General features: G+C 53.6%; 13 protein-coding genes and 1 pseudogene. 13 read left to right on the top strand and 1 reads right to left on the bottom strand.

Going from position 1 to position 17,443, the window contains the following annotated elements; all coding sequences use genetic code 11:
* The first annotated feature begins 167 nt into the window (after nucleotides 1–167).
* Nucleotides 168–797 carry a ribosome biogenesis GTP-binding protein YihA/YsxC gene (gene yihA, locus DFR77_RS04390; RefSeq protein WP_003687358.1) on the top strand — a complete coding sequence of 210 codons (630 nt, stop codon included), beginning with the start codon at nucleotides 168–170 and terminating at the stop codon, nucleotides 795–797.
* 119 nt (nucleotides 798–916) lie between these two features.
* Here yihA and DFR77_RS04385 read toward each other — a convergent pair whose 3' ends face one another.
* The gene (locus tag DFR77_RS04385) at nucleotides 917–3,313 is read right to left on the bottom strand and encodes a penicillin-binding protein 1A (protein WP_003687357.1); all 2,397 of its coding nucleotides are present in this window, start codon (nucleotides 3,311–3,313) and stop codon (nucleotides 917–919) included.
* A 151-nt stretch (nucleotides 3,314–3,464) separates the two neighbouring features.
* Here DFR77_RS04385 and pilM point away from each other — a divergent pair, with 151 nt between their 5' ends.
* The 12 genes and pseudogenes from pilM to DFR77_RS04310 all read left to right on the top strand — a co-directional run bounded on the left by pilM (nucleotide 3,465) and on the right by DFR77_RS04310 (nucleotide 17,442).
* Nucleotides 3,465–4,580, top strand: a complete 1,116-nt coding sequence (gene pilM, locus DFR77_RS04380) for a type IV pilus biogenesis protein PilM (protein WP_003696683.1) — start codon at nucleotides 3,465–3,467, stop codon at nucleotides 4,578–4,580.
* A 2-nt stretch (nucleotides 4,581–4,582) separates the two neighbouring features.
* Complete coding sequence (locus DFR77_RS04375) at nucleotides 4,583–5,182, top strand: PilN domain-containing protein (protein ID WP_003687354.1); 600 nt, start codon at nucleotides 4,583–4,585, stop codon at nucleotides 5,180–5,182.
* The gene (locus tag DFR77_RS04370) at nucleotides 5,183–5,830 is read left to right on the top strand and encodes a type IV pilus inner membrane component PilO (protein WP_003690570.1); all 648 of its coding nucleotides are present in this window, start codon (nucleotides 5,183–5,185) and stop codon (nucleotides 5,828–5,830) included. It begins immediately after the preceding gene.
* Nucleotides 5,831–5,847: 17 nt separating this feature from the next.
* On the top strand, nucleotides 5,848–6,393 hold the full coding sequence (locus tag DFR77_RS04365) for a pilus assembly protein PilP (protein ID WP_003692554.1): 546 nt from the start codon (nucleotides 5,848–5,850) through the stop codon (nucleotides 6,391–6,393).
* An 18-nt stretch (nucleotides 6,394–6,411) separates the two neighbouring features.
* A complete protein-coding gene (locus tag DFR77_RS04360) occupies nucleotides 6,412–8,607 on the top strand; it encodes a type IV pilus secretin PilQ (RefSeq protein ID WP_003696681.1) in 2,196 nt (731 codons plus the stop codon).
* 1,269 nt (nucleotides 8,608–9,876) lie between these two features.
* On the top strand, nucleotides 9,877–10,389 hold the full coding sequence (locus tag DFR77_RS04345; protein WP_003687349.1) for a shikimate kinase: 513 nt from the start codon (nucleotides 9,877–9,879) through the stop codon (nucleotides 10,387–10,389).
* Between the two features lie 79 nt (nucleotides 10,390–10,468).
* Nucleotides 10,469–11,548: a 3-dehydroquinate synthase gene (aroB, locus tag DFR77_RS04335; protein ID WP_003690567.1), complete on the top strand. Its 1,080-nt coding sequence runs from the start codon at nucleotides 10,469–10,471 to the stop codon at nucleotides 11,546–11,548.
* 738 nt (nucleotides 11,549–12,286) lie between these two features.
* Complete coding sequence (locus DFR77_RS04330) at nucleotides 12,287–13,129, top strand: class II glutamine amidotransferase (protein WP_003687345.1); 843 nt, start codon at nucleotides 12,287–12,289, stop codon at nucleotides 13,127–13,129.
* 29 nt (nucleotides 13,130–13,158) lie between these two features.
* Nucleotides 13,159–13,623 carry a transcriptional regulator NrdR gene (locus tag DFR77_RS04325; RefSeq protein WP_003692543.1) on the top strand — a complete coding sequence of 155 codons (465 nt, stop codon included), beginning with the start codon at nucleotides 13,159–13,161 and terminating at the stop codon, nucleotides 13,621–13,623.
* A 31-nt stretch (nucleotides 13,624–13,654) separates the two neighbouring features.
* Entirely contained in the window at nucleotides 13,655–14,764 is a 1,110-nt protein-coding gene (gene ribD / locus DFR77_RS04320; protein ID WP_003687342.1) for a bifunctional diaminohydroxyphosphoribosylaminopyrimidine deaminase/5-amino-6-(5-phosphoribosylamino)uracil reductase RibD, read from the top strand.
* 194 nt (nucleotides 14,765–14,958) lie between these two features.
* Nucleotides 14,959–16,380, top strand: coding sequence for a lipopolysaccharide biosynthesis protein (locus tag DFR77_RS04315; RefSeq protein ID WP_003699474.1), 1,422 nt, complete (start codon nucleotides 14,959–14,961; stop codon nucleotides 16,378–16,380).
* Nucleotides 16,377–17,442 (top strand): annotated as a pseudogene (locus DFR77_RS04310) (glycosyltransferase family 4 protein). Before DFR77_RS04315 ends, DFR77_RS04310 begins: the two are co-directional and overlap by 4 nt.
* Nucleotide 17,443: the final 1 nt, after the last annotated feature.

Raw genomic sequence — 17,443 nt, 5'->3', positions numbered from 1 at the left:
CTCTTTTTTATATTCAAATATGGGATTTTTGACCCGATTAAAACCGATGATTCTGTAAACGTGTTATTCTATACTAAATTTACATTAAATTACCACTGTGTTTCACATAAAACCAACCGCATATTTTTGCTGTCGGACAAACGGCGGCGGAAAACAAGGATATGCCCATGAACCTTTTTCAAAACGCCAAATTCTTCACGACGGTAAACCATCTCAAAGACCTGCCGGACACACCGCTCGAAATTGCCTTTGTCGGCAGGAGCAATGCCGGAAAATCCAGTGCCATCAATACCCTGACCAACCATGTCCGTCTTGCCTACGTTTCAAAAACACCGGGACGGACACAGCATATCAACTTCTTCGAGCTGCAGAACGGCAATTTTATGGTCGATTTGCCCGGCTACGGTTATGCCCAAGTCCCCGAAGCGGTACGCGCACATTGGGTCAATCTGCTCGGCGACTACCTCCGCCATCGGAAACAGCTTATCGGGCTGGTTTTGATTATGGATGCCCGCCATCCTTTAAAAGAACTCGACATCCGTATGCTGGACTTTTTCCACACGACCGGCAGACCGGTTCACATCCTGCTGTCAAAAGCCGACAAATTATCCAAAAACGAACAGATAAAAACCCTGTCCCAAGTCAAAAAACTGCTCAAACCTTATTCCGACAGGCAAAACATCAGCGTACAGCTGTTTTCCAGCCTGAAAAAACAAGGTATTGACGAGGCCAACCGAACTGTCGGAAGCTGGTTTGACGCAGCAGATGCCGCCGCTTCCTCTCCAGAGGAAAACTGACCTCAATTATACGGAAACCGTATCCCCCCACTTGACCGGCCGCAAACATTTAAAAAATTGCCACTGCCAAATCTAAAATGCCGTCTGAAAGACTTTTCAGACGGCATTTTGCGGAGTCTTTAAAACAGGGAATCCAACTGCTGCTGTTTGGAATCCGTATTGCTCGGAAGCACCGGCGTTTCCTGTACGTCCTGACGCGTTTCGTCAGACCTTCCCTGCTGTTCGTTTTCTACTGCCGCTTCATCATCTTCTTTTGCCCGTCGGGAAGGTTGCGGCGCAATACCGCTGTTGTCCAGCATCAAGCCCGGATCGGTTACCATACGTTCCTTCATATAGTATTCGCCATTGCTGCTGACCACACCTTCAGGCATTTTCATCCCTTTGCCCTGCTTTCCTTTCAACGCAAAACGCATATAGTCCACCCAAACCGGCACCGCAATCGTACCGCCGTAGCCGGCACGCCCCATACTCTTAGGTTTGTCGAAGCCGATATATACGGCAGTAACCACATCAGGGTTAAAACCGACAAACCACGCATCTTTATTGTCGTTGGTCGTACCCGTTTTACCGGCAATATCCGTTCTTCCCAACGCAGCTGCCCCCCTTGCCGTACCGACACGGACCACATCCTGCATAATCTTATACATAATATAGGCATTGCGCGGATCGATTGCCTGAGGCGCATTTTGCCCTGCCACCAAAGGTTGCATTTGGGCGCGCAACCTGCCGTCTCTGTCATAAATCTTATCGATCACGTGCGAAGAAACCCTATATCCGCCGTTCGCAAATACACTATATGCCTCCGCCACTTTCAACGGCGTCGTCTCGCCCGTACCTAAAGCCATAGACAGGCTTGCCGGCAGCTCGGACGGCCTGAAGCCGAAACGCCGGATATACTGTTGCGCGTAACCGACACCGATAGACATCAAAATACGGATGGAAACCATATTCTTGGAAGCCGTCAGAGCCTGTCTCAAAGTAATGTAGCCGGAATATCTGCCGTCTGAATTTTTAGGTGTCCAAACCGAACCGTTCGGCCCTTTCCCCGGCAGGGAAATCGGCGCATCGTTAACCACTGTGGACGCGGTCATCCCCTTAGATAATGCCGCCGAATAGACAAACGGCTTAAAGGTCGAACCCGGCTGCCGCATTGCCTGAACGGCACGATTGAATGTTTTGCTGTGAAAATCATAACCGCCGACCAGCGCGCGCACAGCTCCGGTTTTTGCATCCAGCGAAACCAAAGCCCCCTGCAGCAACGGCTCTTGAACCACCGCCCAACGCCCGCCGTTGTTTTTGACACGGATGACCGCGCCCCTGCGGATACGGTCCTCCCCCATTTTCTCATTATCGACCGCTCGGGCCGCAAAACCCAAGGCGCGCCTGTCAAGCGCAACCCGCCTGCCGCCGGGCAGCTGTATGACGACATTTTTCTTTTTAGTAACATCCAACACAACGGCGGGAACCATTTTATCGACGGTATAGAGTCCCGACAGATACTGGCTGACAGTCTCCTCGACATCTTCACTCTTACTCAAATCGATATAGTTTTCCGCACCGCGGTAGCTGCTGCCGCGATCGAAATTCCGTAGAGCCTTGCGCAATGCCTCGGTTGCCGCCTTCTGATGATCGGTGCGGACCGTGGTATAAACCTTAAAACCCTGCGTATAGGCATCTTCACCATATTTCTCATACAGTTCCCGACGCACCATTTCCGCCACATATAAAGCACTCTGATCGATTTTCCGAACAAACCGCTCATAATGCAGTTCCTCATTCAATGCCTGATCGCGCTGTTGCACGGTAATCATCTTCTCCTCGAGCATATTGTTCAAAATATACTTCTGGCGCAACTTGGCACGCTCCGGATTAACAATCGGATTATAGGCAGACGGAGCCTTGGGCAGTCCCGCAAGCATGGCGGCTTCCGCCAAAGTCAAATCTCGGACATTCTTATTGAAATAGATTTGCGCGGCAGATGCAAAACCATAGGCACGCTGACCGAGGTAAATCTGATTGAAATACAACTCAAGGATTTTGTCTTTGCTTAAAGACTGCTCGATTTTATAGGCAAGCAACACCTCATTGAATTTGCGTGTGAACGTTTTTTCACTGCTCAAATAAAAATTTTTCGCCACCTGCTGTGTAATCGTACTCGCACCCGACTGCACGCTGCCGGACACGACATTGCCGACGGCAGCGCGGGCAACACCCCAAACATCCACCCCCCAATGCCGGTAAAAGCGTTTATCCTCGGCGGCAATAACCGCATTCCGCAACACCTCGGGGAAATCGCCGATTTTTGTAAATTCGCGCCGCTGCTCCCCATACATACCGATGACTTCTCCATCCGCCGAATAAATAGTCAACGGCATTTTAGGCTGGTAATGCTGCAAAGAATCCAAAGACGGCAGTTTCGGATACGTTACCAAAATAGCAATGGCAACCAGACCCACTCCAAATACACAAAAACCAAAAAACAAACCAAAACAAGTAGTTAAAATCTTTTTAATCATAGCTGAATAATAATTTACCATTATTGGTATTAAATAAAGTAAAATAGCAACCGATTTCTACAAAGCACGGTTTCAATGTGCAAAGAACAAGGAATCCATTACGGATACCGAAACGGTTACTCACTGTACAAATAAAGCAGGAACTTTCATCATGCGCTTGTTTAAAAGCTTGAAAAACCCTAAAAAAACAGATGCCAAGCTCCCTAAAAAATCTTCGGGACTCAATAACCGCGCGGCAATCGGCATCGATATCGACCAGCATTCCATCAAAATGGTACAATTGTCAGGACGTAGTTTAAACCAAATTCAATTGGAAAAATACGTCATTGCCAAATTACCAAAGAATATCATTCAAGGCAATAAAGTCCAAAATTACGATCAACTTGTTACATATTTGCAACAAGCCTATGCCAAACTGGGTACTTCGTGCAAAAACATCGTCGCGTCCGTCCCGCAAAATCTGGCAACCATCGAACAATTGACCTACACGGCCAAAGATGCAGAATTGGACCTGCAGGGGTTCGTGGAGTCCTCCATCTCCGAAGCCAGCTCGATATCGCTCGAAGAAGCCAATTACGACTATCAGGTCTTGTCCCAATCGGCCGTCGGCGAAGCTGTTTTGTCCGTCGCATCGAGAAAGGATGAAATCGAACCCCTGATTGACGCATTCAACGCAGCCGGTATGAAATTATCCGCGCTTGATGTGGACATTTTCGGACAATACAACGCCTACGCGCTGTGGATAAACCATTTTGCCCCCGAGCTTGCGGACGAAAAAGTGGCCATTTTCGGCGTATATGCCGCACAGACCTACGCCCTGGTCATCCAAGACGGAAAAATCCTATACAAACAGGAAACCTCCGTCAGCGAAGAACAGCTCAACCAACTCATCCAGCGCACCTATCAGGTAACAGCAGAAAAAGCGGAAGAGATCATCAACTCCCCGCAAAAACCTTCCGATTACCAAGAAAGCGTGGCAAACTATTTCAACCAGCAGATTACCCAAGAAATACAAAGGGTCTTGCAGTTTTATTACACCACGCAGACCGCAGACGATATGACCGACATCAAGCATATCCTGCTGACGGGGGAAGCGGTGCGCCAGAAAGGCATCGCCCAAACCGTCGCCTCGCAAACCAATGCGGATGTACAATGCGTCCATCCCGCGCGTTATTTTGCGAACGACCTCAAAACAGACGAACAACAATTCGAACTTGATGCGCCGACACTGACCAAGGCGTTCGGTTTGGCGGTACGGGGATTATAATTATGAACAATTTAATCAAAATCAACCTCCTCCCCTACAGGGAAGAGATGAACAAACGCAAACAGCAGCAGTTTAAAACGCTGATGTACGGCGCCGTGCTGACGGGCGTTGCCGCCGTTGCGGCAACCTACCTGTTTATCGACAATATGATCAATAAACAGTCGGAAAAAAACACGCTGCTGGAAATCTCCATCGCACACTTGGATACCGAGCTGTCGGAAATACAAAAGCTCAAACAGGAAAAAGATGCCTTCCTGATTAAGAAAAACAAAATCGGGGAGCTCCAGATCAAACGCCTCCAAGCCGCAAAAATCCTCGACAGCCTGAATGAGGCCGTCCCCGGAAGCACCTACCTAACCTCGCTGGATGCCGTTACCGCCGACTCTTATCGGCTCAGCGGCAGGACATCCAGCGACAACCGCGTTGCCGCCATGATGAGGGCGATGCCCAATACCGGCATATTCAAGCAACCCGAATTGTTAAGCATCAAGAAAAACAATTCGCATCAAGAATTTACCCTTCAGGCAACATTACAACCTATCGTAAAGGCGGCCGAATCCAAAGAGAATCCGGCTTCGGGAAACGCACAGGAGGCAAACTGAATGGCTTCTAAATCATCTAAAACCAACTTGGATCTCAACAACCTTCACCTGCTCAACCTTCCTGCCAGGCTTTTTATCGCCCTGCTGGTCGTTGCCGCCGTGCTGGGGCTCGGTTATGCCGGATTGTTCAAAAGCCAGATGGAATCCCTTGAGGAATATGAAGCAAAAGAAACCGAACTGAAAAACACCTACAAACAGAAAAGTATCGACGCGGCCAGCCTGAACAACCTTAGGGACGAACTTGCCTCAATCCGCTCTGCCTTCGATATCATGTTGAAACAGCTGCCGACAGATGCAGAAATTCCCAATTTGGTTCAAGAGCTTCATCAGGCGGGTTCGAGCAACGGTCTGCGCTTGGACAGCGTTATGCCCCAACCTCCCGTAGATGACGGTCCCATCAAAAAATTACCCTATTCCATTTCCATTACCGGAAATTACGAACAGATCAGCCAATTTACCCGCGATGTCGGCAGTCTCTCCCGAATCATTACCCTTGAGTCGCTGAAAATCGCCCAATCTCCGGAAAACGGCGGCAATCCTGACGGCAAGAGCAGTATCCTGAACCTCAGCGCCATTGCCACCACCTACCAAGCAAAATCCGTAGAAGAGCTTGCCGCAGAAGCGGCACAAAATGCCGAGCAAAAATAACTTACGTTAGGGAAACCATGAAACACTATGCCTTACTCATCAGCTTTCTGGCTCTCTCCGCGTGTTCCCAAAATTCTGAAGACCTAAACGAATGGATGGCACAAACGCGACGCGAAGCCAAAGCAGAAATCATACCTTTCCAAGCACCTACCCTGCCGGTTGCGCCGGTATACAGCCCGCCGCAGCTTACAGGGCCGAACGCATTCGACTTCCGCCGCATGGAAACCGCCAAAAAAGGGGAAAATGCCCCCGACACCAAGCGTATTAAAGAAACGCTGGAAAAATTCAGTTTGGAAAATATGCGTTATGTCGGCATTTTGAAGTCCGGACAGAAAGTCTCCGGCTTCATCGAGGCTGAAGGTTATGTCTACACTGTCGGTGTCGGCAACTATTTGGGACAAAACTACGGTAGAATCGAAAGCATTACCGACGACAGCATCATCCTGAACGAGCTGATAGAAGACAGCACGGGCAACTGGGTTTCCCGTAAAGCAGAACTGCTGTTGAATTCTTCCGACAAAAACACCGAACAAGCGGCAGCACCTGCCGCAGAACAAAATTAAGAAGAGGATTACTCCATTATGAATACCAAACTGACAAAAATCATTTCCGGTCTCTTTGTCGCAACCGCCGCCTTTCAGACGGCATCGGCAGGAAACATTACAGACATCAAAGTTTCCTCCCTGCCCAACAAACAGAAAATCGTCAAAGTCAGCTTTGACAAAGAGATTGTCAACCCGACCGGCTTCGTAACCTCCTCACCGGCCCGCATCGCCTTGGACTTTGAACAAACCGGCATTTCCATGGATCAACAGGTACTCGAATATGCCGATCCTCTGTTGAGCAAAATCAGTGCCGCACAAAACAGCAGCCGTGCGCGTCTGGTTCTGAATTTGAACAAACCGGGCCAATACAATACCGAAGTACGCGGGAACAAAGTTTGGATATTCATTAACGAATCGGACGATACCGTGTCCGCCCCCGCCCGCCCAGCCGTAAAAGCCGCGCCTGCCGCACCGGCAAAACAACAGGCTGCCGCACCGTTTACCGAGTCCGTAGTATCCGTATCCGCACCGTTCAGCCCGGCAAAACAACAGGCAGCGGCATCGGCAAAACAACAGGCGGCGACACCGGCAAAACAAACCAATATCGATTTCCGCAAAGACGGCAAAAATGCCGGCATTATCGAATTGGCGGCATTGGGCTTTGCCGGGCAGCCCGACATCAGCCAACAGCACGACCACATCATCGTTACGCTGAAAAACCATACCCTGCCGACCGCGCTCCAACGCAGTTTGGATGTGGCAGACTTCAAAACACCGGTTCAAAAGGTTACGCTGAAACGCCTCAATAACGACACCCAGCTGATTATCACAACAACCGGCAACTGGGAACTCGTCAACAAATCCGCCGCGCCCGGATACTTTACCTTCCAAGTCCTGCCGAAAAAACAAAACCTCGAGTCAGGCGGCGTGAACAATGCGCCCAAAACCTTCACAGGCCGGAAAATCTCCCTTGACTTCCAAGATGTCGAAATCCGCACCATCCTGCAGATTTTGGCAAAAGAATCCGGGATGAACATTGTTGCCAGCGACTCCGTCAGCGGCAAAATGACCCTCTCCCTCAAAGACGTACCTTGGGATCAGGCTTTGGATTTGGTTATGCAGGCGCGCAACCTCGATATGCGCCAGCAAGGGAACATCGTCAACATCGCGCCCCGCGACGAGCTGCTTGCCAAAGACAAAGCCTTCTTACAAGCGGAAAAAGACATTGCCGATCTGGGCGCGCTGTATTCCCAAAACTTCCAATTGAAATACAAAAATGTGGAAGAATTCCGCAGCATCCTGCGTTTGGACAATGCCGACACGACCGGAAACCGCAACACGCTTGTCAGCGGCAGGGGCAGCGTGCTGATCGATCCCGCCACCAACACCCTGATTGTTACCGATACCCGCAGCGTCATCGAAAAATTCCGCAAACTGATTGACGAATTGGACGTACCCGCGCAACAAGTGATGATTGAGGCGCGTATCGTCGAAGCGGCAGACGGCTTCTCGCGCGATTTGGGCGTTAAGTTCGGCGCGACAGGCAGGAAAAAACTGAAAAATGAGACGAGCGCATTCGGCTGGGGCGTGAACTCCGGCTTCGGGGGCGGCGATAAATGGGAGGCCCAAACCAAAATCAACCTGCCGGTTGCCGCTGCCGCAAACAGCATTTCGCTGGTGCGCGCGATTTCCTCCGGCGCGTTGAATTTGGAATTGTCCGCATCCGAGTCGCTTTCAAAAACCAAAACGCTTGCCAATCCGCGCGTGCTGACCCAAAACCGCAAAGAGGCCAAAATCGAATCCGGTTACGAAATTCCTTTTACCGTAACTACAGCCTCGGGCGGCGGCAACTCTACCAACACGGAACTCAAAAAAGCCGTCTTGGGGCTGACCGTTACGCCGAACATCACGCCCGACGGACAAATCATCATGACCGTCAAAATCAACAAAGACTCGCCTGCACAATGTGCTTCAGGCAACAACACAATCCTATGTATTTCGACCAAAAGCCTGAATACGCAGGCTATGGTTGAAAACGGCGGCACTTTGATTGTCGGCGGTATTTATGAAGAAAACAACGGCAATACGCTGACCAAAGTCCCCCTGTTGGGCGACATCCCCGTTATCGGCAACCTCTTTAAAACACGCGGGAAAAAAACCGACCGCCGCGAACTGCTGATTTTCATTACCCCGAGGATTATAGATACGGCCGGCAACAGCCTGCGCTATTGATGCGTCAAAATAAGGGCATATGTTTTACAGCATATGCCCTTTCTTTATGCTTTTTGCCGCGACCGAAATGCCGTCATTCCCGCGCAGGCGGGAATCCAACTTGTCCGGTTTCGGTTGTTTTTCGTCTCGTAACTTTTGAGCCGTCATTCCCGCGAAATCGGAAATCCAGTCCGTTCAGTTTCGGTCATTTCCGATAAATTCCTGTTGCTTTTCATTTCTAGATTCCCACTTTTGTGGGAATGACGGCGGAAGGGATAAATCCTCGCAATCCAAAGCCTCGTCATTTCCACAAAAAACAGCAACCCGAAACACCCCGTCATTCCCGAGCAGGCGGGAATCTAGGTCTTTAAACTTCGGTTTTTTTCCGATAAATTCTTGCCTCATTGAAATTCTAGATTCCCGCTTTCGCGGGAATGACGGGATATGGGTTTCCGTGCGGACGTGTTCGGATTTCCGCCTGCGCGGGAATGACGATTCGGGTATTACTGACGATTCATCGGGCCGTAGGGTGGGCTTCAGCCCACTAATTTCACCGCATCAAGGGTTTTGGGGAATAGGCGTAACTCGGCGGTTTCGGTTTTTGGCGAAGTTGGTTGGAATCGGCGGGCTGAAGCACACCCTACAGTCCACCCTACAACCCATCTTACGCATCCGCCTTACGCATTTATCCTTCGCCTGCCGATATGCCGTCATTCCCGCACAGGCGGGAATCTAGAACCGCAACGCGGCAGGAATCTGTCGGATACGGCTGAAACCGAACGGACTGGATTCCCGCCTGCGCGGGAATGACGGCTGCAGATGCCCGACGGTCTTTATAGCGGATTAACAAAAATCAGGACAAGGCGGCGAAGCCGCAGACAGTACGGATAGTACGGAACCGATTCGCTTGGTGCTTCATCACCTTAGGGAATCGTTCCCTTTGAGCTAAGGCGGGGCAACGCCGTACCGGTTTTTGTTCATCCGCTATAGTATTGATAAACATATTATCTTCAATATATTCAATTGGATAATTGTTTACCTAAGCAAAGATAATTGCCTTTTCCTGACAAATTAAGTGAAATCAACGGATTGTCAAAACACAGCCTGAAATAAAAAACCTCCCTGATTTCTTTTATTTTTCCTTAAAATCAGAAAAGTTCGGGATGGTCGGGTTATTTTTCCAAACGTACCGCCGCCCTGCCGATTTCGTATAAAATCCCGCCGTAACCCGACAAGCCCGAACCCTGCCGCCCCGAAAGGCGGGGGGGGGTCAAACATTAAGGAACCGTGATGAAAAACTTTAACGGCAAACTCATCCTCATCGGACTGATGGGCGCGGGCAAAACTACGCTGGGCCGGCAAATGGCGCAGCGGCTGGATTACCGTTTTTACGACAGCGATCACGAAATCGCCGCAGCGGCGGGCGTTCCCATCCCCACCATATTTGAAATGGAAGGCGAACAGGGATTCCGTTCGCGCGAAACCGCCATACTCAAAAAACTGATTGTCCTGCCGCATATCGTCCTGTCCACCGGCGGCGGCGCGGTGTTAAAAGAAGAAAACCGCGCCCTTATCCGCAAAAGCGGCACGGTCGTTTATCTGCACGCCCCGCCCGAAACCCTGCTCGAACGCACGCGCTGCGACAACAGCCGCCCTTTGCTGCAAGTTGCCGATCCTTTGGCGAAATTGCGCGAACTCTACGCCGCACGCGACCCCGTTTACCGCCAAACCGCCGACTTTACCGTAGAATCGGCAAACTGCCGGGAAACCGTGCAAACCCTGCTCAAACGCTTATCCCGATAAACCGGCATATGCGCCGCTCCCCGAAAACCAAACCGCACCCCGCCCGGCGGGCCGGCGGTTCAAACTTTAAGGAACAACAATGAAAACACTGACCGTACACACGCCTTCGCACAGCTACCCCATCTTTATCGGCAACGGGCTGCTGCCGCAGGCGGGAAGCCTGCTCAAACCGCATTTGGGCAAACGCGCCGCCATCATCACCAACGAAACCGTCGCCCCGCTCTACCTCGGCACGCTTCAGACGGCATTGGATGCGGCAGGCGTATCCCATTTCAGCATCATCCTGCCCGACGGCGAGGCGCACAAAAACTGGCAGACGCTCAACCTCATCTTTGACGGGCTGATGCAAAACCGCGCCGAACGTAAAACCACGCTGATTGCGCTGGGCGGCGGCGTGATCGGCGACATGGTCGGCTTTGCCGCCGCCACCTACCAGCGCGGCGCGCCGTTCATCCAAATACCGACCACGCTGTTGAGTCAGGTCGACTCATCGGTGGGCGGAAAAACCGCCATCAACCACCCGCTCGGCAAAAATATGATCGGCGCGTTTTACCAGCCGCAGGCGGTGCTTGCAGATTTGGACACGCTGCACACCCTGCCCGCCCGCGAACTGTCCGCCGGTATGGCGGAAGTCATCAAATACGGCGCGCTCGGCGACATCGGCTTTTTTGAATGGCTGGAACAGCATATGCCCGAACTGATGGCACTCGAACGCGCGCCCCTCACCCAAGCCGTGTACCGCTGCTGCCAAATGAAGGCAGACATCGTCGCCCAAGACGAAACCGAACAGGGCATACGCGCATGGCTCAACCTCGGACACACCTTCGGACACGCCGTCGAAGCGGAAATGGGTTACGGCGTATGGCTGCACGGCGAGGCCGTTGCCGCCGGCTGCGTGTTGGCGGCGCGTTTGTCCGAACAACTGGGCAAAACCTCCGCCGCAGATACCGCGCGGCTCGCCGCCCTGCTCGAAGCCGCCGGACTGCCGTCCGCACCGCCCGTGTTTGCCTTTGAAAAATGGCTGGCACATATGAGCCACGACAAAAAAGTCAGCGGCGGCATCATGCGCTTTATCGGTCTGAACCGGCTGGGCGAAGCCGTCATCACCGAAATTACCGACACGGACATCCTCCGGCGCACCCTGCAACCGTATCTCTGATTTCCTCTGCCGATGTGTTGCCGCGCGGGTTTGACGCACGATGATGACTTTCCATCATCATTCTCCGCAAAAGCGGGCATCCGGTTATTCCATATTGCAGGGATTTATCCGGAATAACGACAACCTGTCCGCCGTCATTTCCGCGCAGATGGAAATTTGGAAATTCAAAATCACAGGAATTTATCCGGAATATAGCGGATTAACAAAAATCAGGACAAGGCGGCGAAGCCGCAGGCAGTACAAATGGTACGGAACCGGTTCGCCCGGTGCTTGGGCGCCTTAGGGAATCGTTCCCTTTGAGCCGGGGCGGGGCAACGCCGTACCGGTTTTTGTTAATCCGCAACAGCAACCCTGTCGCCGTCATTCCCGCAAAAGCGGGAATCCAGTCCGTTCAGTTTCGGTCATTTCCGATAAATTCCTGTTGCTTTTCATTTCTAGATTCCCACTTTCGTGGGAATGACGGCGGAAGGGTTTTGGTTTTTTCCGATAAATTCTTGAGGCATTGAAATTCCAGATTCCCGCCTGCGCGGGAATGACGGCTCAAAAGTTACGGAACGAAAAACAACCGAAACCGGACAAGTCGGATTCCCGCCTGCGCGGGAATGACGGAATCTTAAGTTTCCGTCTTTGTTTTCTGTTTTCGCGGGAATAATGGGGAACAAGCCGTATTTCAGACGGCATTTTCAGTTCGGGGTATAATCCGAATACTTGCGACCATCTGAATCATTTGGACAAACTATGTGTCAACTGCTGGGCATGAACTGCAATACGCCGACCGATATTATGTTTTCCTTTGAAGGCTTCCGCCGCAGGGGCGGCATTACCGACCATCACGCCGACGGTTTCGGCATCGGCTTTTTCGAAGGCAAAGGCGTGCGCCTGTTCCATGACGACAAGCCGAGTGCAAATTCCCCCGTCGCCGACCTCGTACGCGCCTACCAGATTAAATCGGAAAACGTCGTCGCCCACATCCGCAAAGCCTCGCAAGGTCAAACCTCGCTGGCGAACACCCATCCCTTTATGCGCGAAATGTGGGGCGGCTACTGGCTGTTTGCCCACAACGGGCATTTGGTCGATTTTTTCCCCGAACAAGGAGAATTTTTCCACCCCGTCGGCACAACCGATTCCGAACGCGCGTTCTGCCACATCCTCAACCGCCTGCGCACCCGCTTTGCCGCCCGTCCCGACGACGACACGCTGTTTGACGCGATTGCGGGGCTGACGCACGAAATCCGCAAGTTCGGGCTGTTTAACTTCATGCTTTCAGACGGCATTTCCCTGTTTGCCCACGCCAGCACGCTGCTGCACTACATCGTCCGCCAAGCCCCGTTCGGCAAAGCGCGCCTGCTCGACGACGATGTAATGGTCGATTTTGCCGAAGTAACCACGCCGGACGACCGCGTCGCCGTTATCTCCACCCTGCCGCTGACTCGCGATGAATCGTGGTCCCAACTTGCCGTGAACGAACTGGTCATGTTCCGCGAAGGCAACATCGTCCGGCACGACCGTCCCGAAAATCCCGTCTATATGAGTGCCGAAGAAGGCCTGGAAATCGCCCGCGCCGCCGGCGTATCGGTTTGACGTTCAGACGGCATCAGTGAGGAAATACCATGAAATGCCCGTTTTGCAGCCACCCAGACACCCGAGTTGCCGATTCCCGCCTGATGGAAGAGCGCAATACCGTCCGCCGCCGCCGCCACTGCCCCGGCTGCGGCAAACGCTTCGGCACACTCGAAACCGCCGAACTCAAAATGCCCGCCGTCATCGGTCCGGACAAGAAACGTTCGCCCTTCAATGCACAACGCCTCCGCAACGACCTGACCGCCGCCGCCCGAAAATCCGCCCTGACACCCGAACAGATTGACGAAACCGTCCGCCTGACGGAACACAGGCTCTACACTTCGGGTCAGCGCGACATATCCTCATCCGAACTTGTCGAAATCGTGCTGGAGGAGCTGTTCGGGCAAAACACGGAAGCCGCCGTCCGTTTCGCCGCCCTGCACAAACGCTTCGACAATCCGGCAGACTTTGCCTCGTGGCTGGCGCAAGCCGTCAAAACAGGCGGCAAAACCTGATTCCCCCAACCCATACTGATACGGTATCCCTATGTTTTCGGACACAAATATATCCATGATGGAAAACGCCCTCCGACTTGCCGCTTTGGGGCGTTTTTCCACTTCGCCCAACCCGCGCGTCGGCTGCGTTATCGCACACGGCAGACAAATTGTCGGACAGGGCTTCCACGTCAAAGCGGGCGAACCCCATGCCGAAGTCCACGCCCTGCGTCAGGCGGGGGAAATGGCAAAAGGCGCGACCGCCTTTGTTACCCTCGAACCGTGCAGCCATTACGGACGCACACCGCCCTGCGCCGAAGCCCTGCTCCGTTCCGGCGTAACACGCGTCGTCGCCGCCATGCGCGACCCCAACCCGCCGGTTGCAGGCAAAGGGCTTGTCCTGCTCAAAGCAGCGGGCATCAAGACGGAATGCGGACTACTTGAAAACAAAGCACGCGAACTCAACCGGGGATTTTTATCGCGCATCGAACGCCGCCGCCCCTTTGTCCGCCTCAAATGCGCCGTTTCGCTGGACGGCAAAACCGCCCTTTCAGACGGCAGCAGCTTTTGGATTACCGGCGAGGAAGCGCGTGCCGACGTACAGGTTTTGCGTGCCGAAAGCTGCGCGGTGCTGACCGGCATCGGCACGGTGTTGGCAGACAATCCCCGGCTCAACGTCCGCGCTTTTCCAACTTTGCGCCAACCCGCACGCATCGTTTTAGACAGCCGCCTGCGCCTGCCCCCGAACAGCCATTTGGTTACCGACGGACAATCTCCGACCTACATCGCCACCTTGGAACGCGATGAAGACAAACTCCGCCCCTATCGGGAACACGCACACATCCGCATCCTGATGCCGTCTGAAACGGCAGACGGCAAAATCGACCTGCACCATCTGATGCGCCTCCTTGCCGACGAAGGTTTCGGCGAAATCATGGTCGAAGCAGGCTCCGAACTCACATCCGCATTTTTGGCGGAAAATTTGGCGGACGAAATCGTGCTGTACCGTTCGCCCAAAATCCTCGGCGGCGGCAAAGACCTGTTTTCCCTGCCCGAAAACCGTGCCGCCCTTTCCGCACCGCCCTTGTGGACACCCGTTTCAAGCGAAATCCTCGGACACGACATCAAAACCGTGTTCCGGAAAAACGGCAACGCCTTTTAAAGGGTTTGCCGCCGTTTCACTATATAATAACGCCGATAAAAAACGGCCCGTTCAGACCGCCGCCCGCCCGGAAAAGCGCAACCCGGGCTGCCGCACCCCGCCGGCAGCCGCGACGGCCTGAAAGCCGTCAAATTCCGATCAAGAAAGGCTTCAGACGGCACAGGCAGCATCCCGCCGCCGACCGGACATCAAAAATGGACACAAAAGAAATCCTCGGCTACGCGGCAGGCTCGATCGGCAGCGCGGTTTTAGCCGTCATCATCCTGCCGCTGCTGTCGTGGTATTTCCCCGCCGACGACATCGGGCGCATCGTGCTGATGCAGACGGCGGCGGGACTGACGGTGTCGGTATTGTGCCTCGGGCTGGATCAGGCATACGTCCGCGAATACTATGCCGCCGCCGACAAAGACACTTTGTTCAAAACCCTGTTCCTGCCGCCGCTGCTGTTTTCCGCCGCGATAGCCGCCCTGCTGCTTTCCCGCCCGTCCCTGCCGTCTGAAATCCTGTTTTCGCTCGACGATGCCGCCGCCGGCATCGGGCTGGTGCTGTTTGAACTGAGCTTCCTGCCCATCCGCTTTCTCTTACTGGTTTTGCGTATGGAAGGGCGCGCCCTTGCCTTTTCGTCCGCGCAACTCGTGCCCAAACTCGCCATTCTGCTGCTGTTGCCGCTGACGGTCGGGCTGCTGCACTTTCCGGCGAACACCGCCGTCCTGACCGCCGTTTACGCGCTGGCAAACCTTGCCGCCGCCGCCTTTTTGCTGTTTCAAAACCGATGCCGTCTGAAGGCCGTCCGGCGCGCGCCGTTTTCGCCCGCCGTCCTGCACCGGGGGCTGCGCTACGGCATACCGCTCGCACTGAGCAGCCTTGCCTATTGGGGGCTGGCATCCGCCGACCGTTTGTTCCTGAAAAAATATGCGGGCCTGGAACAGCTCGGCGTTTATTCGATGGGTATTTCGTTCGGCGGGGCGGCATTATTGCTCCAAAGCATCTTTTCAACGGTCTGGACACCGTATATTTTCCGTGCAATCGAAGAAAACGCCACGCCCGCCCGCCTCTCGGCAACGGCAGAATCCGCCGCCGCCCTGCTTGCCTCCGCCCTCTGCCTGACCGGAATTTTCTCGCCCCTCGCCTCCCTCCTGCTGCCGGAAAACTACGCCGCCGTCCGGTTTACCGTCGTATCGTGCATGTTGCCGCCGCTGTTTTACACGCTGACCGAAATCAGCGGCATCGGTTTGAACGTCGTCCGCAAAACGCGTCCGATCGCGCTTGCCACCTTGGGCGCGCTGGCGGCAAACCTGCTGCTGCTGGGGCTTGCCGTACCGTCCGGCGGCACGCGGGGCGCGGCGGTTGCCTGTGCCGCCTCATTCTGGTTGTTTTTTGTTTTCAAGACAGAAAGCTCCTGCCGCCTGTGGCAGCCGCTCAAACGCCTGCCGCTTTATATGCACACATTGTTCTGCCTGGCCTCCTCGGCGGCCTACACCTGCTTCGGCACACCGGCAAACTACCCCCTGTTTGCCGGCGTATGGGCGGCATATCTGGCAGGCTGCATCCTGCGCCACCGGAAAAATTTGCACAAACTGTTTCATTATTTGAAAAAACAAGGTTTCCCATTATGAAAATCATCCTGACTACTTCTATGTCGGGCCTGGGCGGCACAGAAACCGCCACCGTCCGCCTCGGGCGGCTGCTCAAACGGCACGGGCACGACATCATCCTCGCCTCCTCGGACGGCCCTTTTGTCGGAGAGGCGCAAGCATCGGGCATCCGTTGGCAGCCGGTTGATTTTTACCGGGGCGGGCTTGCCGGCTACCTTAAAAGCACCTTTGCCTACGCCCGGATGCTGCGCCGCGAACAACCCGACATCATCGACTGCCAAATGGCGCGCGTCGTCCCGGCCTGCGCCCTTGCCGCCAAAATCGTTTCACCGAAAACCAAAATCATCTGCCACTCGCACGGTTTGGACGCGGCAACCTACCCCAAAACCGCCAAACTCTTCGACAAGCTGGGCGCGTACATCATCGGCAACTGCAAACACGAACGCGAAAAGCTCATCCGCCACGGCTTCCCCGCCGGCCGGATTGCCTACGCCTACAACACCCCCCCCGGAATTTCATTTCCGGAAAACCGAAAAAGAATGCGCCGTACTCGGCACACTTTCCCGTTTGGACACCGTCCGCGCCGTGCATCTGATGTTGGATATTTTGAAGAAAATGGTTGGCCGCAATATACCCGTACGCCTGAACATGGCGGGCATAGGAGAAGAAATGGACAACCTCAAAGCCCAAGCCAAACGTTTGGGTATTGAAGACAAAGTGACCTTCCTCGGCGGCGTCCGCGATTTGACCGGCTACTTCAAAGAAGTCGATATTTTAGTGAACACGCCGCATTGCGTAGGTGACCACGGCGCAGGTGTCGGCAACAATATTTTGGAAGCCGGCCTTTACGACACGCCTGTCGTGACCTACAACATGGCGGGCATTTCCGAAATGGTCATTACCGGCCAAACCGGCTACTGCATTCCTTTCGGCGATGACGAAGCGTTTATCGAAGCCGTCGATACACTCATCAAGCATCCAGAGTTGCGCAGCCAAATGGGCAAAGCCCTGCACAAACATGTCGAAACCTTATGCTCCGACGACGAAATCTACCGCACCACCATGGCTGCGTACGAAATGTAAG

Source organism: Neisseria gonorrhoeae (assembly GCF_003315235.1).
Classification (GTDB): domain Bacteria; phylum Pseudomonadota; class Gammaproteobacteria; order Burkholderiales; family Neisseriaceae; genus Neisseria; species Neisseria gonorrhoeae.
This window is presented reverse-complemented; position numbering and strand designations above follow the sequence as displayed.

Bases quoted from the DNA above. Each gene is read 5' to 3' on its own strand.
- DFR77_RS04360 (WP_003696681.1), top strand. From the start codon at position 6,412: ATGAATACCAAACTGACAAAAATCATTTCCGGTCTCTTTGTCGCAACC.
- ribD (WP_003687342.1), top strand. From the start codon at position 13,655: ATGTTTTCGGACACAAATATATCCATGATGGAAAACGCCCTCCGACTT.
- DFR77_RS04365 (WP_003692554.1), top strand. From the start codon at position 5,848: ATGAAACACTATGCCTTACTCATCAGCTTTCTGGCTCTCTCCGCGTGT.
- DFR77_RS04345 (WP_003687349.1), top strand. From the start codon at position 9,877: ATGAAAAACTTTAACGGCAAACTCATCCTCATCGGACTGATGGGCGCG.
- DFR77_RS04325 (WP_003692543.1), top strand. From the start codon at position 13,159: ATGAAATGCCCGTTTTGCAGCCACCCAGACACCCGAGTTGCCGATTCC.
- DFR77_RS04375 (WP_003687354.1), top strand. From the start codon at position 4,583: ATGAACAATTTAATCAAAATCAACCTCCTCCCCTACAGGGAAGAGATG.
- yihA (WP_003687358.1), top strand. From the start codon at position 168: ATGAACCTTTTTCAAAACGCCAAATTCTTCACGACGGTAAACCATCTC.
- aroB (WP_003690567.1), top strand. From the start codon at position 10,469: ATGAAAACACTGACCGTACACACGCCTTCGCACAGCTACCCCATCTTT.
- pilM (WP_003696683.1), top strand. From the start codon at position 3,465: ATGCGCTTGTTTAAAAGCTTGAAAAACCCTAAAAAAACAGATGCCAAG.
- DFR77_RS04385 (WP_003687357.1), bottom strand. From the start codon at position 3,313: ATGATTAAAAAGATTTTAACTACTTGTTTTGGTTTGTTTTTTGGTTTT.
- DFR77_RS04330 (WP_003687345.1), top strand. From the start codon at position 12,287: ATGTGTCAACTGCTGGGCATGAACTGCAATACGCCGACCGATATTATG.
- DFR77_RS04315 (WP_003699474.1), top strand. From the start codon at position 14,959: ATGGACACAAAAGAAATCCTCGGCTACGCGGCAGGCTCGATCGGCAGC.
- DFR77_RS04370 (WP_003690570.1), top strand. From the start codon at position 5,183: ATGGCTTCTAAATCATCTAAAACCAACTTGGATCTCAACAACCTTCAC.